Origin of the sequence: Nonomuraea candida, assembly GCF_000725485.1 — a bacterium.
In the GTDB taxonomy this organism is placed as follows: domain Bacteria; phylum Actinomycetota; class Actinomycetes; order Streptosporangiales; family Streptosporangiaceae; genus Nonomuraea; species Nonomuraea candida.
Window position 1 is genome coordinate 1 of record NZ_JOAG01000087.1, and the last position, 23,177, is coordinate 23,177.

Sequence of the window (23,177 nt, forward strand, 5' to 3'; positions counted from 1 at the left end):
GGGGGGTGAGAGGGGGGCGGGGCGGGTTAGAAGCGCGACGCCCGGGTGACTGCGGCCGCCCAGTTGGACACCGGTCTCGGCGGCGCGTCGTCGACCGTGAACGTCAGGTTGTCGATGTAGGCGGCGTCCTCACCCGCCGAGGCGGTGACGTCCTTGCTGTAGCGGAACGTGAGCGTCTGACCAGGCGTCACCGCGAATTCCGGCGACTGCGTCCACCCGACCGACCCGGATGCCTTCACCTCGGTCTTCTCCGTGCCGGCGATGAAGAACTGGAAATAGTCGTAGCCGGACTCGCTGCTGACGCGGTACCAGAACCGGACCGCGCTCGCCCCGGCGGGGACGGTCACGGTGCAGTCGCTGGCGCCCTCGTTGGCGATGGTGGCGGACTTGAAACAGCCCGCCCCGGACTGCGGCGTGGTCGTGGATCGCGCCCAGGTGCCGCCGAACGTGACGACGTAGCTGCCGTCGTTGAAGTCCTCTACCAGCTCAGCCATCGGTCAGTGGCCCTCCCGCCAGTACAGCTGCGCGGTCACGTCGACCGTGGCCGCCGCGACCACGACGACGGCCAGCCAGCCGCCCGGCGCGACGATCACCTCGTCACCGAACGGGATGAACTCCGACACGCCGGCCTGCGGGTGGATGCGCTGCCCGATCACGATGTCGCCCAGGGTCGGCTCCGTGGTCCAGGCGGCGGCCGGGCCCTTGACGGCGGTGATGGTCGAGTCCGGCGTGGCCGGGTCCAGCTTCACCGCCGGGACGGCGACGGGCGGGGATGCGCCGCCGCCGCCCGCCGTGGTCTGCCTGGCCACCAGGGACCTGACGGGCTGGGCGGAGCTGTTGGTGCCCCGGTAGGAGATGCGGTAGCCGTAGACGGCGATCCGGTGACTGCCCGGGTTGGCGACCGGGTTGGCGATCTGAAGGATGGTCTTCTGCGCGGTGCCGGACGCGACGTCGTCGGCGATCGCGGTGTACTTGGCCACGTAATCCCCCCGAATGCTTGGCTGGTCGGGGAGTATGCCGATCAAGGCTGCTAAGGTCGCCCGCGCCTGGTCACCGCCATGAGTCCCACGCCTGGATCACCATGCGCGGGCTTCCCACCTCCCCCGGCACGGGGTCGCCGGAGAGCGTGATCGTGTTCGGGCCGTTCTGCGGCGCGAACCGGGCCGGGAACGAGCCGAGCACGCCACGACCCGGGCGCGGCTCCGGGTGCACGTCCGGCGGCACGTACGCGAGCACCACCCGCGTGGCCAGGTCGAGCTCCAGGCTGTACCTTGCGTCCGCCGGCAGGATGGTGCCCGCCTTGGACCGGATCACCAGCCCCGACTCCTGGTGGGTGATGGTGAAGTCCTTGATCGGCCCCCACACCCGGATCACGGCGGGAATCCACTGGTAGTCGCCCGCCATGTGGATGCTGGCCGACGCCGACCCGGGCAGCGTCTCGACCATCACCTCGTCGTAGATCGGCCGCACCGCCGTACGGCGCGGGTTGGGCGCCGTCAGCGTCAGCACCCAACCGAACGCGAACGACCCCCGGTCGGTGATCTCCACCTCATCCGTCACCCGGACGCGCGCCTGCCTGGTCAGGCTGCCCTCCTGGACGCGCAGCGTCCCCAACTGGTCGGGGTACAAGGCGGCGGCGATGCGCTCCTGCGCGGCCAGCATCTGCGTCCGCGACCGGGCGACGGCCTTCCCCGACAGGACGATCAGCCGCGGCCCGAAACTCCCCGGGCCGGAGAACCCGCCAGCAGCAGAGTCCGACTCCGACTCCAGCGGAGCCACCTGCCCCGTGGAACCCCACCCCTGCTCACGCTCGACCACCCAGTCGACGCCGTAGGCGTCCCTCGCGTTCCCGGTCCACCCCTCCAGCCGGTACAGCGGCGACGCGATCGGCGTCCAGCTCGCCGGCAGCGTCGAAACCTCAAGTTCCACGATCGGGCCGCGGCCGCCGCCGTCATCGACGGCGCGCACGCCGACCGTGTACGTGCTGTCCGGGTTCAGGCCCTCGATGACGTAGCCGAGCGTGCTCGTGGCGCCGGTCACCAGGCCGTCTAGGAGCACCTCGTAGCGGGCGATGCCGAGATCGTCGGAGGCGGGCTGCCACGCCAGGGTCACCTCCTCGACGCCGGGGGTGGCGGTCACGCCGGGAGGGGCGCCGGGCAGCGTGTCGGCGAGCGTGGTGAAGCCGATTTCGGCGATGGGGGAGCGGTTGCCGCTCGTGTCCACCGCGTCCACGCCTGCGGTGTAGGCGCGGCCCCGGCCGAGGCCCTGGAAGGTGTGGGACAGCTCGGTCTGGTCGTCGCCGACCTTGCTGTCGTCCAGATAGATGCCGTAGCCGGCCAGGCCGACGTCGTCGGTGGCGCCGTCCCAGGCCAGGGTGGCGGTGGTGTGCGCGAGGTCGGTCAGCCGCAGACTCCCGGGCGCGGTGGGCGGCGCGAGGTCGGTCACCGCGAGCACCGTGATGGTGGACTTCTCGGAGCGGTTGCCGGTCGCGTCGCGGGCGTCCACGCCCAGCTCGTACGTCTGCCCCTTGGTGAGACCCGTGAAGGTGTACGTGCGGCCGGTTTGGTCGGCGCCGACCTTGGAGCCGTTGCGGTACAGGCCGTAGGCGGTGACGCCGACGTCGTCGCTGGCCGGGTCCCACGCGACCGAGGCGGTGGTGTCGGTGACGTCGGTGGCGTGCAGGCCGGGAGGCATGGTGGGCGGGTTCGGGTCGAGCCGGCCGAACCCGGCCAGCGCGATACCGGTGGGGTAGGAGCCGCCCGTGCTCGTCGTCTTGTAGGTGACGCGGCCTGCCGCTGGCAGTCTCCCGGCGTAGAACTGGGCTTTGACGAGGGTGGTGGAGTAGCCGCCGGAGCTTGCCGCGGCGGTCAAACCGCTCGGGGACCAGGAGGAACCGGAGCTGCCGGGCGGGATGCGGCCCTCAGCGGCGATGACGTACCCCTGCATCGCGGGCACGGTGACGGCCGAACAGGTGACGCTGCCGTCCGAGCTGTAGCCGTCCGTCGCGTACAGCAGGTCAGGGCAGTCATCCCGCTCCTCCGCGTAGAGGATCATGGCGCCGTCGGTGCTGCTGGTGTGGAACCCGGCGTACCGCTCGTGGCCGGTAGCGATCTTCGTCCAGATGGCCACCTGGCAGTAGCCGAAATCCTCGGCGACCTTCGTGTACGGCGTGTGCGTGGCCGCCTCCTCGCCCGGCTCTCCCGCGCCGAACAGGCTCACCACGGCGACGATCAGCCGGTTCCCAGGTGTCGTCGCCTGGGGGAACGACACCGAGTAGTACTGATCCCCCTCCGCCACGCTGAAATGCTGCCAAACGCGGCCCATCCTGCTACCCCCTCGTCTAGCGGATCAGCGCGCCGAGACGCCGCGCCGCCTGGTTACCGATCTGGATCTCGTCCTGGCCGGGCTGCGGGAAGACGTTCACCGTCGCCGACCCGCCGCCGACCCCGGCCGTGTCCTGGACGACCTGGCGGGCCCGCAGCGCCGACCGGGACGCCGCGTACAGGTCCGCCGAGCTCGTGCCAACCACGCCGCCGGACGCGAACCGCTGCAGGCGGCCGTGGCGGGCGGCGGTGTTGATGGCGTTGATCCACCTCGTGCCGAGCCAGCGGGCCGCCTCCGGCCGCAGCCACGCCTCACCCGGGGAGACGGCGGCGAGCATCGTGTCCCGGCCGGGGGAGTAGCCGGGCAACACCCCGTACCCGCCGGGCGGGACGACGCCGCCTCGGGCGAACGACAGCGTGGGCAGCGTGGGCAGCTTCAGCTTGCCGGCCACCGAGTTCCACAGGCGGACGATGCCGTTGTTGTAGAGGCTGTCGATCACGCCCTTGATCGGGGCGCGGACCGCCTCGGCCACGCCCGACCACGCGGTGCTGATCCTGCCCTTGGCCTCGCCGAAGAACTCCCGCACCCGCTTCAGGAACCCTGACACCCCCGTCTCGGCCGGTTTCAGCCCGGACGTGGTGGAGTCGGACACGTCCTTCCACGTCGCCTTGGCCGTCGCGGGTGCGTCCTTCTTCAGCTTGAGGAAGGCCAGGCCGCCGTCCTTGATGAAGGTGTCGATCTTGGCCTTGCTGGGCGGGAGCCCGGCGGCCGCGTCCGCCTGGATGGACCGCCACGCGTCCTGCAGCGCCTTGGGCGCCCCCGCCTTCAGCTCCAGGAACTTGGCGTTCCCGGCCTGGACGAACGATGTGAACTTCTGCTGGGTGATCGGCAGCGACGTGGCCGCGTGGTTTTGGATGTCGGCGAGCATGCCGTGCACCGCCAACGGCGCGTCCTTCTTCAGGTCCAGGAAGCGCGCCCCGCCGGCCTGCACGAACGCGTCGATCTTGGCCTGGCTGGGCGGCAGACCCGCGTTGATGTCCGCCTGGATCGCCGCCCAGGCGTCGCGCACGGCCGCAGGGGCGTTCTGCTTGAGGGTGACGAACTTCGCCGTCGTCCCCGAGGTGAACGCCCCGATCTTGGTGTTGAGCGCGGCCGAATACGTGTTGGACTGGCCGGTCAGCGACGACCACATGTCGGCCCAGTTCTTCTTGACCGTCATGATCGTGGGGGCGAGCTTCTTGGCCGCCTCCTCCGGCGAGGGGATCAGCCCGGCGGCCAGGCCCATCGGCGCGGACACGAGCGACCCGAGCGCGGCCGCGGTGGTGTTGCCGCCCGCGCCCTTCACGGTGCCGTTGATCGCGCCGTAGACGGCGCCGAGCAGCGACCCGATCGGGCCGACCACCGACCCGATCAGCCCGCCGTCGATCGCGCCCTTGGCCGCGCCGGCGCCGGTCTTGCCGAGATGCTGCTCAGCCTTGGCCAGGACCTCGGTGATGAAGTCCTGCCCGAACATGCCGGCTACGGCGAGGCCCACCCCGGCCGCGCCGACGCCGACCTTCGCGCCGGTGCCCGCCTTGCCCGCCTTGCCCGTTCCGGCGGGAGCGCGGGGAGTGCCGGTCTTCTTGCCGGCCCCGCCGGAGGGGTCGAACAGGGCCGCCGGGTTCAACTTGGCGAACCAAGACGACGCGTCGATCTTCTTGCTGGTGTCGAAGACGCTGTCCGGCCGGACCTTCTGCATCCCCCCGCCGGGGTCGATCTTCCGGCTGCCGACGTCACCGAACAGGCCCCGCGGGTTCAGCTTGGAGAACCACGAGCCTGTGTTGATCTGCCCGGACGGCTTGGCGATCAGGCTGGCCGGGTTGACCTTCTTGAGCGAGCCGGCCACGTCCACCTTGGACAGAGCCGTCCTGAGTTTCGTGCCGACGTCGCCGACCTTGTCCAGGCCGAGCATGCCGGCCAGGCCGCCGAGCCCGGCGCCCACCTTCCCGGCCGACGTCCGCAGGCCGTCCAGCGCCCTGGTCAGGATGCTGGTCTTCTTCGCCCCGCTGTCGGCCTTCTTTCCGGCGTCGTCGATCCCGCCGCCGAGGTCCCGCGTCTTCTTCCCGGCCTGGTCAGCCGACCGGCCGACACGATCGTAGGAGTCGGCGAGCTGGTCGGCGTTCTTCGCCGCGTCCTTCGCGCCCTTGCTGCCGCCGCCGAGGTCCACGTCGACGTCGGGGCCGCCGCCCTTCCTCCCCCTCTTGCCGCCGTTGTCTTCGTCGTCGTCATCGCCGCCGCCGAGCAACTTGGACAGGCCGGTCAGCTTGCCCAGCCCCTTCCCGGCCTTGCCGAGCAACTTGATGCCCTTCGTTAGCATCGACAGCTTCTTGAGCAGGGTGCCGATGACGACACTGACCACGCCGAGCACGAAGATCCAGCCGAGGATGTCACCCACGAACGGGATGTCGGAGATCTTCGTCAGCCATTGGACGACGCCGCGCAGGAACGCCAGGAAGTCGGTCAAGGTGCCGTCATCGACCACTGCCTCGGTGATCCGGCCGAGGAAGACAGCGACGTCCTTGATCAGCCCTCCGGCTTCCCGCATCAGCGGGATGAGCTGGTCGAAGAACCTCCGTAGCCGCTCCTGCGTCTCCGGCTGATCGATCCACTTGTTGAACTCCTCGGCCGACTTGGCGAGGTCCTCCAGCAGCGTGCCCCCGGCCTCTTGGCCAGGTCGGAACAGCCCGATGATCGCGCCGCCGACGTTCTTGACGATCCGCCACAGCTTGGAGGCGGTCTCCCACGCGTCCTCGAAGAACGCCGCCAGCGAACCGTCATCGCGAACCCGCTTGGACCAGGAGTCGAACCGGTCGGCCCCGTCGAGTATGAGGTCGGCGAACCGCTCGACGTACGGCAGCGCGACGACCAGGACGTTCCGCACCCCGGACAGCGCCTTGACGCCGGCCCGGCCGAACGTGCCGGTGGCCCGCGCGTTCGACGCCATGATCGCCGTGACGTCCTGGTTGAACCCCCGGCTGCCGAACAGCGCGCCGAGCCCTTCCCGAGGGTCGGAGATCACCCTGCCGATCTCCTTCGCGGTGGCGACCAGCCCCTTGCGGATGGTGCCCAGCAACGGCATGCCCTGCTTGACGCCCTCCTTCAGGGGTGGCGCGAGCGCGTCCTGCACGTCCCACTTGAGGTCCTTCAGCTCGGGCCGCACCTGCCGGTGGATGAACAGCACGAGGTCACGCATGAGCGGCGACAGCTCGGCCAGGGCCTGCGCCGCCGGGTCCACCCCACCACCGCCGCCGGTCTGGCCTGCGGTTCTGGCCGCCTTGCGGGCCTTGGCCAGCTCGGACTCGGCGTCCTTCAGCCGTTCGACGGCGAGCATCTGATCCCACAAGGCTTCGCGAAGATCACGAGCCGCCCTGACCTGGGCCTTCTGTGCCGCCTTGACGCCGTCCTGTGCCTCTTTGACCCCTTCAATGGCCTCGGACACGCCGCGCTGGGCGTCGGCGATGGCGCGAGCGCTGTCCACGGCCGATCTCGCCGCGTCCTTGCGCGCCTGACTGAGTTCGTACTCCGCGTCCTTCTCGGCCTGAATTGAGGCGGCAAGGCGTTCCTTGGCTGCCTCGACCTCCTTGGAACCTTCGACCCCGCGGGCGTCCGCCTCGGCCTTCTCCTCGGAGAGGTCGCCGTTGCGCTCCTTGACCTCCGCAAGCCGCTGCAGCGCCTGCCGGTAGGCAAGATCCGCCTCGCGTTTGTCCAGGTCAGACGCGAAAGGATCTTTCATCACCGCTTCGAGGCGTTCCTTGGCCCGCTCGATGGCGATCTGCGCCGACTCCTCATCGAGCGCCCCGCCCTTGGCCGCCAGAGCAAGATCCTCAAGGCGTTCCTTGGCCTGCCGGCGGGCCTCATTCAGGTCCTGCGTGGCCCGCTCCGTGGCGCGTGAAGCCTCGGCCACGCGCCGCTCGGCCATCTCGACCCGGCGAGCCGCCTGCTCCTGCCGGTCGGCCGCCGCGGCGACCGCGTCGCTCACCCTCTGGCGTGCCGCCGCGACCCGATCGACTGCCTCGCGGACGCGGGCCTCGGCCTGCTCGACCGCCTTGGCCGCCTCCACCGTGGCGTCGCGAGCGTCACCGACCCGCTCGTTCGCCAGCATCCGGGCATGAGCCGCGTCCCGGATGCTGCGTTCTGCGTTCTTGATCCTTTCGGCCGCCGCCTCGCGGGCCTGCGCCGCCGCCGCCCCCGACGCCGCCGCCTGCTTGTCCGCCTGCGACAGCGCCCCCAGCGCCGTGCCGACCCCGGAGAAGCCGACCAGGAGCGTGGCCAAGCCCTGCGCGGCGGTCGTGACCAGGCCGGGCAGGACCCCGAGCACCCCCACAGCCTGAGCCCCGGCGGCGGCCGCCGCCCCCAAGCCCGAGGCGAGCGCGGTCGCGCCGGCCGCCGCGAGCAGCAGCCCCGACCCGGCGGCGGCGACCTTCCCCAGCGTGGCCACCAGCAGGCCGGCCTGCCGGGTAGCCGACTGGTCGAACTGGACAGGAATTCGCACCGGGCGGCGCTCGGTCTCCTGCCGGAACTTCTCGCCCTCGGTCCGGGCGGGGGAGGTGTCTGCGCCGACCTCGACATCCGTTGCCGCCTCACGGGCCGCCTGGTCGACGTCGGCCCGCAACTGGGCGCGGTCAACCTCGGCCCGGAACCGCATCCGGACATCGGAGCGGGCAGCGCCGTCCAGCTCCTTGCGAAGCTGCGACCGGTCCACCGTCGCGCGGAACCGGACCTCGGCCTCACGCTCAGCGGCCCGCCCCGCCGCCTGCGCCTGCACGGCCACCTGGCGCGCCTCGATCTCGGCCGCGAGCTTGGCCTTGACCGCCTTCGTGCGCTGGTCGATCTCCCGCTGGAGCTTCCGCTCGTCAACCTCGGACAGGTCGGCGACAACCTTGATGTCGATCCGCCCGCCGTCGAGCCCCCCGCCAAGCTCGTCCGCCATCCGCCCTCACCCCCCGATGAGCCGCAGGGAGGGTGACGCAAAAGGCCGCTAACGTCGCCCAGAGGGACGCAAGCGAACGAATAGACCTTCCCGCGTGGGAAGTCCACCTGGCCGGCTGGCGCGGGCCGGTACGGGGCCGTGTGGCCGTCCGGCTGGCGCGATCGCCTCACTGGGCTGCCGGGCTGTTGGTCCTGCTGGCCGGGCGGCACCTTGTGTGCGGTTATGCCGCCAGGGCGAACAGGTCGAGTTGGGCGAACGTCGGCGCGGTCGGGGCGGCCTGACGAGCAGGGCGGCGGGCAGGGCGCGGATGCCGGGTGTGCACGCGCAGGCCAGGCAGGAGAGCCGGGGCGGCCGGGGCCTCGATCGCAGCGGCGAGCAGGGCGGCAATCTCGGCGGCGTCGGCCTTGCCGGTAACGTCGAACCAGCCGTATTCGGCGTACTGGGCGGCGATGGCGTCGGCCTGCTCCCACAGCGGCAGCTCCCCGTCGAGCTGCGGAGCGGGCTCGACGTCCGGCCGGAGCAGGGTGTCCACGATGACGTCGAACGCGCGGGCCCGGAACGCGCGGACGTGGGCGCGGCGCTCGGCGTCGACCAGGCCGTCCAGGTGGCGGCGGGCGCTGGAGCGGCGCTCCCACCGGCCGTAGTGGCGGACCACGAGCGCCGTGTACCCCTCAACCAGCTCGATCAGGCGCGGCAACGCGCTCGCGAAGCGGGCCACCCGCGCAGGGATGCCGTGCACTTGGAGGGTGGCCGCGTCGAGCTGGGCGGCCGTGACGCCGTTGGCGGCGGCGAACCGGCGGGCCGCCCGGATGCGGGCGGCGACCCTGGCCGTGCCGGAGCCGGTGGGGAAGGAGAACCGCACCGAGGCGCGACCGGCGGCGATGCGCAGCGTGTCGGCGGTGACGTAGGCGGCGCGGCGGCGAGCCTCCTTCGCGAGCCGCTCGGCGCGGCGGGTCCCCTCCATCGGCGCCGACAGGGTGGGCCACACCTGGCGGGCCAGCTCGACGTAGGCGCGGCCGCCGAGGACGGCCACATCCGCGTCGGCGATGCCGAAGGCGGCGGCCTGCGCGCGCAGCGTCTCACCCGTCACGGTGCCCGCCTGCCCGGCCCGCAGCTCGTACGGCTCCAGCATCGTGTCCAGCTCGACCAGGCCATGCAGGGCGCTGAGGATCAGCACTCGGCCGCCGCCGGAGGTGAGGGCGTCGGCGGCGCGGCGGGCGGCCCGGTGGTAGGAGCCGACGTACAGCTCCCCGGCCGGGGCGGCCGTGTCGGCCTTCTTGCCGCCGCAGGGAACGATCACGATGTGGGCGGCGGGCTGCTCGGGTTATCTGGGGTCGCCATTAGGCGTCAGGCATGTAAGGCATGTGGGGGTGGTGCGCACATGCCTTACAGGTATCCAAGAGTTGTTCCGTCACGTCAGCCACGTAAGGGAGGTGCCATGCTCCGCTGAGGGTCTTGGTCTGAGGTGTCGCCGAATAGGGTCTGAAACGCTTCTCGCCGCCCGATCCAAGTAGAGGTGAGTGCACTCAAGGACGAGATCACGACGAGAAGGGCAGAAGATCAAATGACAACTGTGACACCCGTACGACGCACCCGGCGCATCGTGGGACTGGCCGCCGCGGTGGCGGCGGCCGCCACGGCCGTGGTGGTGCTGACCGGCGTGACCGGCGTGACCGGCGCGACCGGCAGCGCGGCGTACGCGGTCTCCAAGGGCTCGGACGGCACTGTCGACGTGCAGATCAACTCGTTCGTCGACCCCGAGGGCCTGGAGTCCGAGCTGGCCGAGGCTGGGATCACGTCGGTGGTGGACTACCTGTCCGCAGGCCAGACCTGCAAGCAGCCCCGGGGCGAGAACGGGGCCGCGGACGGGAAGTTCGCCGCGGGCATCAGCAAGGCGGGTGACGGGATCGCCTTCGAGGTCAAGGAGGGGGAGGTCCCCGCGGGGTCCACGCTGGTGCTGGCCGTCACCAAGAGCGAGGACGGCGACTCCGCGCCGCCGTCCACGGTCTCTCTGCAGATCGTCAAGGGGACGGTCGCCCCCTGCGAGCCCACTTCCGCGCCCACGATCCCGCCCGCTGACAACGGAACCGGCGCAACCACGGACAAGCAGGACAACGGCCCCACCCTCAACGAGGGTACGGAGGAGGGACAGGGCGTCACCAATTCCGCGCCCGCGACCCCGCCCCTTAACAACGAAACCGGCGGAACCATGGACAAGCAGGACAACGGTCCCACCCTCGACCAGGGTACGGAGGAGGGACAGGGCGTCACCAACAAGAACGACTGACCGCCCCCTCCGAACGGCTCCTCACCCACAGGGCCGTGACACCACAGGACCGTGACTCCTCACCGGTAGACCCGCTGGTCCGGCGACCTCCCGCTGGAAGAAAGCGGCCCGCCCGGCGGCCCCTCCTGAGCAGCGGGGGCCGCCGGGCCTTCCGTCGTCACGATACGTCATGATTCCGTTACGGTCGCTTGAGGCCACCCTGAGAAGCCCCGGGAAAGACCAGGACGGGCACGGAAAATCCGTGCACGTGGTCGTGCCCGGCTACCGGCCCCGCCTCGCCGGCCGCGAAGACCCCGCCACCCCGATGGCCCCAGCGTGTCCCGCAGCGCGACCGGGTCGTGGTCGGCGGTGTCGAACCGGACGCATCGCGCCCGAACTACAGGCCAAGAGCCACCACCAGCGCTCGGCCAACCCCGGCCAAGCGACCTCCGCTCGCCTTACCACTGAGCATGACCCCGCTCCCGGCGCGGCAAGCGCTGATCACCAGCCCCGCTTCGCCCACGGTCGCTCGCTTCCATGCGCGCTACATGCCTTACGTGCCTTACAAGATCATCGACCTGGACCTGCGGGAAGAGATTTAAGAACCCAAGATAACGATGGAAGAGTGGCGGTCATGTCGTTTCTTCTGGGGCGGGGCACCGAGGGGAGTCGCAGTTCCTCGGAGGTGCGCTGAACCTGTAGGGCAGACGGGCGGGGCTGAACCGGGGGGCCGTTACCGTGCCGCGGGGGTCAGGGCCTCACGGCCGGCCTCGGTGGGGGCCACATAGAGGCCGCCGAACGTCGTCGGCCCCGCGTCTCGCCTCTCGCGGGCCAGGAGGCCCCGGCGCAGCAGGGCGTCAACGCTGCGGGGGCTGACCTTGTACCAGCGGAAGTCGGCCAGGGTGTCCGGGATGCCGCCGACCTTGACGATCTTACGGAGGGCGGTGCGCATGTCTTCGGACATCTTCTTCGTGGCCATCGTGATCGTCTCTCTCTCAAAGCTCTCAAGCGGATCTCGTACCGAGCGTGCCCAATATTGCATGTAAAACTGTAGGATAGATTTATGGTCTTGGCAAGGGGGGCCGGGCGCGAAACAGGGCCAGGACCCCGCCGGTCCTGGCCCTGCTCCTACTTGATCGGGTTCGCCGTCGCAGCCATGATCCCGAACGCCCGATCGATGCCCTTCTTCGCCTTGCCGGTCACCCACTCCGGCCGCCGCGCCTCACGCGGCTTCGGCCGCCGCCGGTCCGCGGCCAGCACTGCCACCTCCTCCAAGATCTGCGTCATGATCTCGTAGTGGCGCGGCCACGGATCGGCCCTCTGCACCGCCGTCAGGTTGACGAGGGCGTCAGGGGGGAGGCGATCCGCTCGGGCGAGTAGCCGCCGGACTCCGAAGAAGCCGGGCTGGCCGGGACGCTTCCAAGCTCCTCGGGGATCGAATCCGGGGTAGTGGTGGGCAAGGTCGGCATCGAGGTCGTCCCACCGCTCGATGAGCCGGAGGACGGCGAGGATTCCCCCAGGCGCAGCCCGTACGCCCTCCCCAGGCCCTTCACGAGCGCCACCATGTCCGGCAGGGCCGGCCGCAATGCGAAGAAGTCGTCGAACCCCTGCTCGCCCAGCAGCCGGACCGCCATCTCCTTCACGGCCGCCATCACCTGGTCGGGCAGCTGCTTGTTGATGACGAGCTGGTCGATCACCATGTCGAGCACGGCCATGTTGGCGGCGTTCGGGTCCTTGATGCGGGCCGCGTCCAGCGCCGTGCGCACGATCAGGCCCAGGTCCACCGCGACGTGCGTCAGCGGCTCCAGCACATCCAGCGGCAGCTCGGTCGGCAACTGGCACACCACGCGCCCGCGGAACTTCAGCGGGAACGTGTCGGAAACGGCCGCGTTGCGCTCCGCGGCGATGGCGGCCAGGCGCTCATCGCGCTCAATGTCCAGGTCGATCATCATCCCCGAGGTCCTCCAGACGGTGCGGGCAGGTCGCCAGGACCGTAGACCAGCCAGGCCTTAGCGTCGCCTGAGGTTCTCGCAGACACACAGTGCGAGATAGGCCAGGATGGATGAACACCTTCAAAGGGCGAGGAGCTGGTATGCCTGAAAACCTGTCTGGCCTCGGCCGCGTCCGGCCTCTCCATGACTTCGCCCGAGAGCTAAAGCAGGTGTGGGAGGAAGGGCCAGTCGGACCGGTCAGCTTTGAGCACCTTGCGGACCGGCTGGAGACGTCCCGCCTGCACGTAGAGGCATTCCTCAACGGGTCCGCGGCGCCGAGTCCAGTAGATCTCGCGCTGCTTCTGGTCGCGCTCGATCCATCCATCGGCGGGCCAGAGATTGCCGCTTGGCAGACCTGCCTGCACTTCGCCTCAGTGCTTGAGGTCACTGGAACCTATGAGGGTGACCCAGTGAGGGAGTTCCTGAGAATCCTGCGCCCCTTGGAAGAGGGCGGAAGGACACTGGCATCATTTCCGGACCGCCGCGCTGTCCATCTGCCGCGCGACGCCTCCGGGCTACCGCCGTCCTCGCTGCTGCAGACCCACGTCAAGATGGTGTTCCCCGAGCGTTGGCGGCGGGCGCCATGGCTCCTGGCGTACAACTTTGCTCGCCAGATCATGTTCGAGGAGAACATCCTCGGTGACTACGACGACGAGCCCGATCTGTTCCAGGGGGAACGGCGCGACGGCGACGTGGTGCACTACCCCCAGAGTCATCCCGTTCCGCCCGGCGCCTTGCCGCAGCGATGGGACCCTCTCGCTGTCCAAGTTGCAAAGCGGCGAGCCAGAGCCGTGGAAGATCCTCAAGCGCAGATCCTGACGATCTTCATTAGCGATGAGAATCAGCATCAGGCGGTGGAATCGGCGGTTGCCGAATGGCTGGCTGCGCGAGGGGTCGAGGTCACCTACGAGAGTGATCCCGTCATTGGATCTTTCTGGAAGACGATGCTGACCCGGGTCAAGAAGGGCGCCGAGGAGCATCTCGATGATGGTGCCGCGCTCGCGGCGCGAGCGGCTGGACTGTACGGTCTCGACACCCGCCAGGCCGAGGTGAACCAGAAAGAAGCCGAAGCTTTCGCCAAGGTGATGGAGGCGATCGCAAATATGGACTCGGCGATCATCCATCACGGGACGCTGCTCGTGGTCAAGCATGCCGGCACAGTCGTGCGCCGCGAGCTAAGCCAGTTGGAGGTGGAGGCGCTACGTCGAAACCCGATCCTCACCACCCGCCCGGACATCATCTTGACGGAGCTACAGCGCCATGCGGAAGAGTTGGCCATGACGGCTGAGGCCCCGCCAACCGAACACAGCGCGAGCTAGGCACCCAAGCCAATCAACCGCCACCGTTGACGGGCCGCATCGAGTGACAATGTCAGAACCCTGCCCCTGACCCGACGAAGCCTCAACCCGGTAGTGCCACACGTCGAGCGGCACCTCGTACGGCAGATCTACGTCCCGCCACCACTCCCGCGTCGTCGCCCACGCCTCCAGCACCGCGCGCACCCGGTACGTGCGCGGCCGCCGGCCCCGCCGGGTCCATGTGAACCTGGCGGGCCGGCCGAGTGGGAGCATCGGGTCGTCGTCGGCGGGTTCGGTTTCGACGTCGACCATGGCCGGTACCTCTGCCACCTGGCCCAATGTAGGCCACCTGGCACACGATGCCGGCATGCGGCGAGAGGGCGCCGACCGTGCCCGGCCGACGCCCCCCGGCGTGCTGAATCCCCGGTCAGGTGGTGGTGCCGCCATCGGTCGACTCCGGGACGAACGCGGCCCAGGTCGAGGGCAGCAGATCGTAGTAGGGCGCACCGATGTCGCCGCCCAGCACCGATAGGCGTAGCGGCAGCGTGGACGCCTCCGTCTTCTGGAAGGACTGCTCGACGCCCTCGGTCTGCTCGCAGCGCGGGACTATGCGGCGAAGCCGCTTGGTGCCGTCGATCAGCTCCAGGCAGGCCGCGGTCTCGACCCGGGAGCCGATCGCGGGCGGCGTGAACTGGAAGTACGCCTGGCCGCCGCCCTCCGGGGTGATCTTCTGGATTGTGCCGCCGCCGTAGACGGCCCTGAAGCTGTTCAGGGACCACTCCAGGAGATCGACCTCGATCGTGGCGGCGTCCTCGGTCTGCCAGCGCCTCACGGCGTAGTTCGACTGGTGGGCGCGCGTCTCCTCGAAGCTCGGGTCGGTGCTCCAGTTGAATGAGTCCGGGGTGAAAAGCCCGATGTCGTACCAGGCGGACGGCATGGCCACGTAGGGGCCTTCCGGCGCGGCGGAACCGCCCGGCGCCAGCCACAGCCGCGCCTGCTGCGGGATGAACACGTTCTCTGCGCCCACGCGGGCCTCCCAGCCACTCGGCACCCCCGCCCGCGGGGCGAGGGTGTGTCAGGTTGGGGACCCGGCCGCGAAGAGTAGGGACGAACCGGGCTAACGTCGCGCTGAGCTGGGCCGCAGGACGTTAACGACCTTTTGCGCTACACGTCCGGGCCATGACGACGACGAAGGCCAGGCCCGCGCCCGCCGAGTCGCCGGCGCGGGCCCGCTGGCGGTGCCTGGCGCGGCCGTGCGACCTCCGCGCCCGCTGGCAGACAGCCGCCGATCGGCCGGCCGCCGAGGCGGCCAGGTGGCGGCACTACCTGCTCATGCACTGGGAGCGGCCGTGAGCGGGCTGTGGTGGCAGGTGGCGGCGTGGGCGCACTGGGCGATCCCGCTGGCCGTGCTGCAGACGTTGACGTACCTGGTGGGCCGGCGGGCGGGTCGGGTGGCGGGGGAGCGGGAGCGGAAGCGGCTGGCGCAGCGGCTGGAGACGTTCACGACGATTCTGCGGCCGGTCGCCCAGGCGATCCGGGACGGTAAGCCGTCGTTCCAGATGGGCGCGCAGGACCGGGCGGTGCTGGCGGTGCTGGTCGCGGAGCCGGGGGAGGACGGCGACAAGCTCGCCGCGCTGGAGGGGGAGTTTCATGCGCCGTCCGACTAGACAGATTGATAAATCTGTCCTACATTTTATGTGTGCCGCCGGGGGCTGCGACCCCCCGGCTGGATACGCAAGACCCCAGGAAGAAAGGCATTCCTATGATCTCCACGCGCCCCTATGCCGGGTACCTCCACACCGAGCTGACCGCCCTCGGCTTCGCCGACCTCGGCCACGACCCGGAGGAGATGGGCGGCTACGACGCCCTGTTCACCCGCGTCTACCAGGGCTTCGGCTACCTGGTCGAGGTGCACGAGCAGTACGGCGACGTCACCCTGCGCGTGTTCGGCCCCGGCGAGGCCACCGAGGGAGAGAACACCTACCGCAACGGCCACCTGACCGAGACCACGTTCAAGGTCGAGATGCCCACCGTGATCGTCATGGGCGCCATCTCGGCGGCCGTGAACCAGGACACCGACCGCCTGTACGCGGTCCCCGCCGTCGCCTAACCCCTCCCCGGCCCTGTGGTCCCCGCCCGCCTACTCCCGGGCGGGGACCACCCACCCCACGCTGGAGCACACCCCCGTGATCGTTACCGTCGCACTGCTGCGCGCCGCCCTGACCATCGCCGCCGCCCACGACTGGAACGACCCCCTGCCCGTCATGGTGTCGTGCAACTCGAACTCGTGGGCCCGCCCCCTCGCCTCGGCCATCCGGTTCGGCCACTTCAAGACCGTCGAGTCCGACGACCACGACGTCCCCGTGGGCCGCCTCACCCGCAACCCCAGCGACGGCCCGCTCGTCGCCGCCCTCACCATCGCGGAGCCCGACCACGACCCCAGCGACGAGGACATCGCCAAGGCCCCCACGGACGTCCAGCTCGCCGCCAACCTGCGCTACGCCGAACTGATCAACCCGGCCATGCCGGTCGTCATCCCGACCGAACGCATCGCCGACGACGTCGACCTGTACGCCCCGCTCGACCCCGCCATGGACTACGGCTACTACAACCCGGACGGCAAACACCACTCCGGCGTGTGGGGACACGAACCGATCGACGGCCTCACGGTCCACGTCCTGTGGCCGCTCCCCGCCCGGCACGCCACCACGCCGCCCACGCCCATCCGGCCCGTGGACTGGCTGGCACGCCTCCACCAGACCGAGACCTGGACCGGCTGGCACGGCCGCACCCACCGCATCCGCGACCTGGAGTTCTACGACAACTGCATGGCGCGGGCCTGGCTGGAGATCAACGCCGCCACCATCACCGAGGGCGTGATCCGGCACCTCGCCAGCCACCCCGACCCCGACACCGTCCTCGACGGCCCCGGCGAGCGCACCCGGCTCCAGGAAGCCGACATCGCGCTGATCGACCCGCGCGCCTGGATCGCCGAAAGCCCTCTCGCCCGCGCCCTCGCCGACGTCTACGCCAACTGACCTGGAGAACCCCCGATGTACGCGAACTGGTACGCCCGCCTCCACAACGAGAAGACGTGGACGGACGAGCAGGGCACGGTGCACATCATCGCCCGGATGAGCCCCCGCTACGCCCGCAACCTCCTGGTCTGGATCGAGCGCCAGCACGAGGGCATCGTTCAGGCCGCCGCCAACGCCCTGCGTGACGTGCCTCTCCCGCCGTTCGACACCCACGCCTACGACGACGTCGTCCGCTCGTGCGAGGACGAGGCCGCCGCCATGACCAACAACCCGCTCGCCTGGCTCGCCGAAACCCCGCTCGTGCAGGCCCTCACCGAGGCTGCCACCCCCCACATCGCCCGCCACCGCAACCGCAAGCCCCACCTGCGCACGGTCCCGCTCACCACCGACCGGCACCTGCACTCCGTCTGACCTACCTCGCCCCGCCCCTCCCCACACCGGGCAGGCCAACTCCAAGGAGAACCAACCCGTGAGCCCCGAGCACACCAGCGACGTGCGGACCCTCGACAACAGCGAGCTGTACGCTCACCTCCACACCGCCGTAGGCCGCCTGCTCGAACACCAGAAACAAGGCGTCGGCGGACGCGCCTGCCCCTGCGACATCGACCCCTGGGACAGCCGCACCGAGTGCCTCTACCGGCAGGAAGTCGCCAAGCTCCACGCCGAGGTCGCCGACCGCCCCGACGTGATCATCCTCGACATGTCGGGCCCCGTCTCCGCGCCCCTCGTGGTGCCGGGCGGCACGGTGGCCATCGACTCCCACACCCGCGACATCGTCCTTACGCAGGACATCGACGGCAAACGGCGCTACATCCGCTGGAGGTGGCAGGACGCAACCACCACGGGCGAAGCCCTGATGCTGGCCGCGCGTACCGTCCGCGACGAGCCCGACCCGGCCAAGGTGCAACAGCTCGCCGCCCTGATGAGCGACTTCGGCGACACCAACCTCGTCACCCTGGCCCGGCACCTGCTCGCCTCCGGCGTCCAGTTCCCCGACGCCTCCTGACCCCCCACCAGGGCGGCGCACACCGCGCCGCCCTCCACCCCTCTTGGAGATCACCATGACCAGCGCCACCGACTATCGCATCCCGGCCGAGATCGTTCAGGCGCTCACCAACAACGAGTACGTGCGCGTCGTCGGCCCCACCGGCGCCGCATGGACGGGGACCATCGTCGGCGCGTCCGAGGAGCCATGCATGCTCCTGAACACCTCGGACGGCGTGCAGATGCTCCCGCAGTCCTTCCACATTGAGCGCCTGCCGAAGAGGCGTGTCCACATCTGGTACTGGAACGCCCGCCACAAATCTGGCTTCCCCGCCTGGACGTGGTGCGCAGAAGTCAACGGCAACGTCTACGACAACGCCAGGCACCTGCACGCGTTCCCGACCTGGGCCACCGCCAGCCGCGCCGCGTTCGCCTGGCTCGCCGACAAGCCCCTCACCTGGCGCACGGTCGGCGACGCGACGCCTGCGACCAGTGGGTGTTCCCCGGCAGCTACGGCGGTTACTCCTGCGTCGGCTGCCACCGCTTCCTGCTCGACTGACCCACCCAACCCTGCCCCCCGGCGTTGCGCCGGGCGGGCGCCTCCCCGAGGAGAACCACGTGAACCGCAGCCCCCTCGTCCAGGCCGTGGGCGACAAGCTCAACGAGCACTGGCCGCACCTGCTCAACGACGGCGTCCAGTACCGCGTCGCCGCGGACGCCCTCGACGCCGCCGCCGAGGCCGGCGTGGTGCCCACGGCCGAGCGCGCCCACCTCCAGGAGCGCCTGGACGACGCGCACGCCCAGCGCGAGCAGGCCGAGGCAGAGCGCGACCGGCTCCGCGAGCGCCTGGACGACGCGCTCGTCAAGCGCGAGGCGTACTCGATGGCGATGCACGAGCTGTTCGGCGGGATCGCAGCCGCCCGCCACGCCCTCGCCATGATGCGCAAGGGCAAGACCCCGGACTGGGACCGCCTGGAGCGGCAGCTCGTCGGGAAGGAGAGCTACGCCGACGAACGCCTCGGCACCCGCCTGGCCCGCGAGGCCTCCGAACTCCGGCAGCGCGCCGAGGAGGCCGAGCAGGAGGCCGCCGAGCTGCACGCCAAGCTCGGCGCCACCGAACGCGAGACCGCACGCGCCCACCAGCTCGCCGAAGTCGTCCACACCAGCTACGGCCTGCTCAACGCCACCAACCTGGACCTGCGGGCGCGCATCACCGAGGCGATCGACCTCATCGCCGAGTACGACGGCCCCGAAGCGCCGTTCGAGCACCACCCGAAGTGGGCCCACGTCCGCCACACCCTCATCACCTCGAAGGCGGTCATTCCCGGGCAGCCGCCCATCGAGGAGGCCAACCTGCCGCTCGCCGCGCTGGTGGACGTGGACGGCACCCTCGCGCTACGCGGCGACCGAGGCCCGTACGACTGGTCCCGCGTCGGGGAGGACACCCCGCACTGGCCCGTCATCGAGACCGTGCGCGCCCTCCACCACCGCGGCTACCGGATCGTGGTCATGTCCGGCAGGCCCGACGAATGCCGCGACGCGACCGCCGCGTGGCTGAACGCGCACCTCTGCGTCCCGTGGGAGGAACTGCTCATGCGCGCCGCCGGCGACTACCGGAAGGACGCCAAGGTCAAGACGGAGCTGTACGAGAGGCGCGTACGCGGCCGGTACGACGTCCGCGTGGTCCTGGACGACCGGCAGCAGGTCGTGGACGCCTGGCGGGCCCTGGGCCTGGCCGTCTTCCAGGTTGCGCCCGGTGACTTCTGACCCGGCCCCCGCCCAGGACGACGACGCCGCTGGGGAGGAGTTCCTGATCCTCGACCAGGCCCCCGTCACACCCCGGCGGCGGCCGTGGGCCCGATGCCTCGGGTGCGGACACCGCATCTGGTCCGCCAAGTCCCTGCTCCACCGCCGCGGCCGCCAGTGCCGCGGGCCCGGCCGCCGCCGGCACGGTCACGGCCGCCCTGCTCGCGCGTGGCGGTACGTGGCCGGACAGACCGACCTTCTCACCAGCAAGGAGACCAGCATGACCCTGACCGCGCCCGACGTGGACATCGCCAACATCGCCACCGTGTACGTCGCCGACACCCTCGACGACTCCGGCATCGACGTCACCATGCGGTACGACCGGGACGGCCGCCCCGAGGTGACGGTCATCCTCGACGGCAAGCCGTTCCGGCTGAGCCTCGTCCCGCTCCCCGCCGCCCCGGACGGCAATTGACCAGACCAGACCGCCCCAGACTGGACGCAACGTATCTACAACGTAAAGGCGGCCGTCCCGCACACCCCAGGGACAGCCGCCTTCGCTTCCTACAGCTACCTGCTGCCGATGGTGACGTCGATGGTCGCCCCCGACTTCAGCAGGATCAACGCGGAGATGGTGGCGAGGATCGCCATCCACGCGTAGCGAACGGCCCACATGGGGATGCTGATCTTGTTCGTGGGCGCCTTGTGCTTCGTCATCGAACCTCTTCCTTGGCGTAAACGGGGGCCCGACCAGGACGAAGACGCGTAACATGGCGAGTGCATTGCCCGCCTGATCCGCGCCGGGCCTCGCCCTGGCCGGGCCAGCATTCAGCCGGACCTTCCTAGGGGTCCGGCTGTCTGCGTTGCAGCGACATCGTAACGTCAGCCACTTGCGTCCCGCCGGGCAAATCGGCGAATTCCTTTTGCGCCTATCGTGCTGGCTGTGCCGCGCTACACGAACGAAGATCAACGCCGTACCGGGACGCCGGCAGGGCGGCGAGAGTGGATCGTGAGACTGGGGCCCGGCCAGCGGTAACATGGGCAACCAAGGTAACCAACTAAATGGCTGTGCGTTGACCGCGTATTTTCCGGCCTCATTTGTGCAGTCGTTTAGCGCGCGATATCTTTCCGCACTTTCCCATCGTGGTAACCAGCGATTAACGCCTTTCTGGAAACGAAAAGACGCCCGTACCCCCTGTACCAGGCGGCCAGGAAGGGGGCTGGGTGGCACTCAGGGGAGCGCTGCAGGGATTCGGTGCATACCGGACACCCCGCTCGCACCCTCAGTCGAACACATGTACGTATTGCTGTGCACCGGTCACAGCGTGCGATCCTTGAGGCATGGCCGTGAACCCCGACGTCGTCATCCCCCAGGGCTACACCCTCGCCGACCTCGACACATGGTCCAACGTGTGCGCCACCGGCAAACACGAGGACTGCACCGGCCGGTACATCAACCCCGACCTGGACTGCCCCCCGGAGAAGATCGAGCTACCGTGCGCGTGCGGCATCTGCCGGCACGACCAAGCCCCGGCCAAGAAGCGGGGACGCCCCCGCAAGAACCCCACCGCGTAGCAGCCGGCGCGGCCCCTCTGAGCTGGGCCGCGCGACGTTAACGAACAGACCTGCTACCCAACACGGCGTGAACACGCCGATCTACGACGCCCTGGTCGCCGAGCTGCGCCACCAGCGCCAGAACACCATCCCGTTCCTCCGCCCCGCAGCCGGCCCCACCCCGCCCGCCGCACGGGAGGCGTACGACTGGTTCGCCCCCGCCGAGCCGTCCGACCCCGCCCAGGCCCGGCCAGAGCCGACGCCGCACGGCCTGCGCGGCATCGCCAACATCCTCGCCGCGGCGCACACCGGCCTCGCCGCGAGCGACCCTCGGCCCTTCGTCCTCACGACCGGGACCGTCGCATGAGGCGCGACCCCGGATGCGCGCCCGTCCTCGGCTACCTCGCCACGCTCGCCGCGCTCGTCTGGAGCGGCGCCACCACCGACATCACCGCACTCGCCGTCCTGTGCTGGGTCCTCGTCGGCAGCGCCGCCCTGGTCCTCATCGCCGACGCCCTCGTCGACTAACCAGCTCACCCCCGGTCGGGCCCGGCAGGACGTTAACGACGAAACCTGTCACACTCCCGCCCGCACACCCGTACCACCATGAACCGAAGGACCCCGAGACCCGCCGATGTTCACCGGAACCGTCGAACACACCTGGGAGGCAGGCCACTCCCTTCCGCACCTGCCCGGCAAGTGCTCCAGCCTCCACGGCCACACCTGGCGGGCCTCCATCACCGTGGCCGGCCCCTCCCTTGACCAAGCCGGCATCCTGGTCGAGTTCGGCGCCTTCAAACGGCACATGCGCGACTGGATCGACTCCCGGCTCGACCACTCGCTCATGCTCGGAGCCGGCGACAACCTCATCCCGCTCCTCGACCTCGACCGGCCCGCCGGCGAACCCGCGCCCCCGCTCGCCGCCGCGTTCACCGAGCGCGCCCAGCGGCTGTTCGTGTTCGGCCGCGACTTCCCCGACACCCCATGGCCCAGCGTCGAAGGCGTCGCGCAGCTGCTCGCCCACCACGCCCACACGTGGCTGGAGCAGGCCACCACCCGCAGCGACGTCTACGTCTCCCAGGTGACCGTCCGCGAGACCGACAGCAACTCGGCCACCTGGCACAACCCCCACCCGCCCACCACCACCGCGGCGTCGGCCGTACGCGCCGAGGCCACCCAGGCGCTCGGCAACATGCCGCCCGGCGTCCTGCGCGAACTCCTCACCGCGACCGCCCCCCACACGGCCGCCGACATCGCCCGCGACATGGGAGTCCCCCTCCCGGTCGCCCGCTACTACGTCGACCAGGTGTACGCCGAAGCCGTCGCCGCCCAGCAAGCCAAGTTCGACAACGAGATCGCCCAGATCCTCCACACCCCCGACAAGTAACCCCCCGAAGGAGAACCAACCATGCCGAACCGCTTCCCCTCCGACGCCTACACCGTCGTCCCGATCGCCGAGCTCACCCGCGTCACCACCCTCGCCGACCAGCTCGGCGCCGCCACCCAGCGGCTCGTCACCGCGCTCGCCGAGCCCGTCCCCACCCACCAGCAGACCAGCACCCCCACCCCGGCCGCCGAGCCCGCGGCCGTCAAGCGCCGAGCCACCCAGGCCGAATCCATCACCAACCGCGAACACCTCTACCAGCAGATTCACGCCGCCGGCGTTCGCGGCGCATCCACCGCTGACCTCGCCGCTCTCGTCGGAGAACACTCCAGCCGCGTTCATATGCACGTCCGCACCCTCGAAGTCCACGGCCGCGTCTTCCGCACCGGCAACGGCATCGTCCGCTGGTACGCCACCGAGCACCGCACGAGCGTTCTCAACTCCATGCGTCGCCGCGTCCCCAACCATGACCTCACCGTCGCCGAAGCCTCCGACATCCTCGGGCTCTCCCAACGCACCACCCGCGACATGGTCGACGCAAAGCAGCTCGACGGCCGCCGCGTCGGCAAAGCCACCATGGTCCACCGCAAGGGCGCCCTCGCCTACATCGACACCATCGGCAC

At 70.2% G+C, this 23,177-nt stretch carries 26 protein-coding genes; 15 read left to right on the forward strand and 11 right to left on the reverse strand.

Annotated elements, in window-relative coordinates:
• Positions 1 to 26 precede the first annotated feature (26 nt).
• The 5 genes from IO39_RS42505 to IO39_RS42525 form a co-directional block, all read right to left on the reverse strand.
• Positions 27 to 494, reverse strand: a complete 468-nt coding sequence (locus tag IO39_RS42505) for a hypothetical protein (RefSeq protein WP_043637069.1) — start codon at positions 492 to 494, stop codon at positions 27 to 29.
• A 3-nt stretch (positions 495 to 497) separates the two neighbouring features.
• Positions 498 to 980 carry a hypothetical protein gene (locus tag IO39_RS42510; protein ID WP_043637072.1) on the reverse strand — a complete coding sequence of 161 codons (483 nt, stop codon included), beginning with the start codon at positions 978 to 980 and terminating at the stop codon, positions 498 to 500.
• Between the two features lie 70 nt (positions 981 to 1,050).
• Positions 1,051 to 3,297, reverse strand: a complete 2,247-nt coding sequence (locus tag IO39_RS42515) for a fibronectin type III domain-containing protein (protein ID WP_043637075.1) — start codon at positions 3,295 to 3,297, stop codon at positions 1,051 to 1,053.
• Between the two features lie 43 nt (positions 3,298 to 3,340).
• On the reverse strand, positions 3,341 to 8,293 hold the full coding sequence (locus tag IO39_RS42520) for a hypothetical protein (protein WP_043637078.1): 4,953 nt from the start codon (positions 8,291 to 8,293) through the stop codon (positions 3,341 to 3,343).
• 220 nt (positions 8,294 to 8,513) lie between these two features.
• Positions 8,514 to 9,593, reverse strand: coding sequence for a DUF6884 domain-containing protein (locus tag IO39_RS42525; protein ID WP_052424119.1), 1,080 nt, complete (start codon positions 9,591 to 9,593; stop codon positions 8,514 to 8,516).
• Positions 9,594 to 9,857: 264 nt separating this feature from the next.
• Here IO39_RS42525 and IO39_RS42530 point away from each other — a divergent pair, with 264 nt between their 5' ends.
• Complete coding sequence (locus IO39_RS42530) at positions 9,858 to 10,580, forward strand: hypothetical protein (protein WP_157549755.1); 723 nt, start codon at positions 9,858 to 9,860, stop codon at positions 10,578 to 10,580.
• Positions 10,581 to 11,292: 712 nt separating this feature from the next.
• On the opposite strand, the gene IO39_RS42535 is transcribed toward IO39_RS42530, so the two are convergent.
• From IO39_RS42535 to IO39_RS42545, 3 genes are all read right to left on the reverse strand, one after another.
• The gene (locus tag IO39_RS42535) at positions 11,293 to 11,511 is read right to left on the reverse strand and encodes a hypothetical protein (protein WP_157549757.1); all 219 of its coding nucleotides are present in this window, start codon (positions 11,509 to 11,511) and stop codon (positions 11,293 to 11,295) included.
• 176 nt (positions 11,512 to 11,687) lie between these two features.
• Positions 11,688 to 11,885, reverse strand: a complete 198-nt coding sequence (locus IO39_RS42540; protein WP_043637085.1) for a hypothetical protein — start codon at positions 11,883 to 11,885, stop codon at positions 11,688 to 11,690.
• 5 nt (positions 11,886 to 11,890) lie between these two features.
• Complete coding sequence (locus IO39_RS42545) at positions 11,891 to 12,511, reverse strand: hypothetical protein (RefSeq protein ID WP_043637088.1); 621 nt, start codon at positions 12,509 to 12,511, stop codon at positions 11,891 to 11,893.
• A 140-nt stretch (positions 12,512 to 12,651) separates the two neighbouring features.
• Between IO39_RS42545 and IO39_RS42550 the strand changes: the two genes are divergently transcribed.
• A complete protein-coding gene (locus tag IO39_RS42550; protein ID WP_043637091.1) occupies positions 12,652 to 13,869 on the forward strand; it encodes a hypothetical protein in 1,218 nt (405 codons plus the stop codon).
• Here the strand turns inward: IO39_RS42550 and IO39_RS59515 are convergent.
• Positions 13,801 to 14,295 (reverse strand): DUF6504 family protein, encoded by a 495-nt coding sequence (locus IO39_RS59515; protein ID WP_342671480.1) that lies wholly within the window; start codon positions 14,293 to 14,295, stop codon positions 13,801 to 13,803. The two genes, IO39_RS42550 and IO39_RS59515, sit on opposite strands and share 69 nt — an antisense overlap.
• Entirely contained in the window at positions 14,276 to 14,875 is a 600-nt protein-coding gene (locus IO39_RS42555) for a phage tail tube protein (RefSeq protein ID WP_043637094.1), read from the reverse strand. Before IO39_RS42555 ends, IO39_RS59515 begins: the two co-directional genes overlap by 20 nt.
• A gap of 152 nt (positions 14,876 to 15,027) precedes the next feature.
• Here IO39_RS42555 and IO39_RS55530 point away from each other — a divergent pair, with 152 nt between their 5' ends.
• The 8 genes from IO39_RS55530 to IO39_RS55535 all read left to right on the forward strand — a co-directional run bounded on the left by IO39_RS55530 (position 15,028) and on the right by IO39_RS55535 (position 20,091).
• Positions 15,028 to 15,201 (forward strand): hypothetical protein, encoded by a 174-nt coding sequence (locus tag IO39_RS55530; protein ID WP_157549759.1) that lies wholly within the window; start codon positions 15,028 to 15,030, stop codon positions 15,199 to 15,201.
• Positions 15,198 to 15,515, forward strand: coding sequence for a hypothetical protein (locus IO39_RS42560; RefSeq protein WP_043637097.1), 318 nt, complete (start codon positions 15,198 to 15,200; stop codon positions 15,513 to 15,515). Before IO39_RS55530 ends, IO39_RS42560 begins: the two co-directional genes overlap by 4 nt.
• 95 nt (positions 15,516 to 15,610) lie before the next feature.
• Positions 15,611 to 15,958, forward strand: a complete 348-nt coding sequence (locus IO39_RS42565; RefSeq protein ID WP_043637100.1) for a hypothetical protein — start codon at positions 15,611 to 15,613, stop codon at positions 15,956 to 15,958.
• Between the two features lie 76 nt (positions 15,959 to 16,034).
• Positions 16,035 to 16,886, forward strand: coding sequence for a hypothetical protein (locus IO39_RS42570; protein ID WP_043637104.1), 852 nt, complete (start codon positions 16,035 to 16,037; stop codon positions 16,884 to 16,886).
• A gap of 15 nt (positions 16,887 to 16,901) precedes the next feature.
• The gene (locus IO39_RS42575; RefSeq protein WP_043637107.1) at positions 16,902 to 17,297 is read left to right on the forward strand and encodes a hypothetical protein; all 396 of its coding nucleotides are present in this window, start codon (positions 16,902 to 16,904) and stop codon (positions 17,295 to 17,297) included.
• 58 nt (positions 17,298 to 17,355) lie between these two features.
• Positions 17,356 to 17,892, forward strand: a complete 537-nt coding sequence (locus IO39_RS42580; RefSeq protein ID WP_043637110.1) for a hypothetical protein — start codon at positions 17,356 to 17,358, stop codon at positions 17,890 to 17,892.
• Positions 17,893 to 18,488: 596 nt separating this feature from the next.
• A complete protein-coding gene (locus IO39_RS51565; protein WP_052424121.1) occupies positions 18,489 to 19,637 on the forward strand; it encodes a phosphatase domain-containing protein in 1,149 nt (382 codons plus the stop codon).
• Positions 19,627 to 20,091, forward strand: coding sequence for a hypothetical protein (locus tag IO39_RS55535; RefSeq protein ID WP_157549761.1), 465 nt, complete (start codon positions 19,627 to 19,629; stop codon positions 20,089 to 20,091). The genes IO39_RS51565 and IO39_RS55535 overlap by 11 nt, the downstream gene beginning before the upstream one ends.
• A 95-nt stretch (positions 20,092 to 20,186) precedes the next feature.
• On the opposite strand, the gene IO39_RS55540 is transcribed toward IO39_RS55535, so the two are convergent.
• Entirely contained in the window at positions 20,187 to 20,333 is a 147-nt protein-coding gene (locus IO39_RS55540; protein WP_157549763.1) for a hypothetical protein, read from the reverse strand.
• A gap of 624 nt (positions 20,334 to 20,957) precedes the next feature.
• Here IO39_RS55540 and IO39_RS42600 point away from each other — a divergent pair.
• The 5 genes from IO39_RS42600 to IO39_RS59295 all read left to right on the forward strand — a co-directional run.
• The gene (locus IO39_RS42600) at positions 20,958 to 21,191 is read left to right on the forward strand and encodes a hypothetical protein (protein ID WP_043637119.1); all 234 of its coding nucleotides are present in this window, start codon (positions 20,958 to 20,960) and stop codon (positions 21,189 to 21,191) included.
• A gap of 67 nt (positions 21,192 to 21,258) precedes the next feature.
• Positions 21,259 to 21,537 carry a hypothetical protein gene (locus tag IO39_RS42605; RefSeq protein ID WP_043637121.1) on the forward strand — a complete coding sequence of 93 codons (279 nt, stop codon included), beginning with the start codon at positions 21,259 to 21,261 and terminating at the stop codon, positions 21,535 to 21,537.
• On the forward strand, positions 21,534 to 21,698 hold the full coding sequence (locus tag IO39_RS55545) for a hypothetical protein (RefSeq protein ID WP_157549765.1): 165 nt from the start codon (positions 21,534 to 21,536) through the stop codon (positions 21,696 to 21,698). Before IO39_RS42605 ends, IO39_RS55545 begins: the two co-directional genes overlap by 4 nt.
• Before the next feature lie 106 nt (positions 21,699 to 21,804).
• Positions 21,805 to 22,557 carry a 6-pyruvoyl trahydropterin synthase family protein gene (locus IO39_RS51570; RefSeq protein WP_052424122.1) on the forward strand — a complete coding sequence of 251 codons (753 nt, stop codon included), beginning with the start codon at positions 21,805 to 21,807 and terminating at the stop codon, positions 22,555 to 22,557.
• A 21-nt stretch (positions 22,558 to 22,578) separates the two neighbouring features.
• Positions 22,579 to 23,177, forward strand: a 599-nt coding sequence (locus tag IO39_RS59295) for a helix-turn-helix domain-containing protein (RefSeq protein ID WP_043637124.1), incomplete at its 3' end; no start/stop codon positions are given.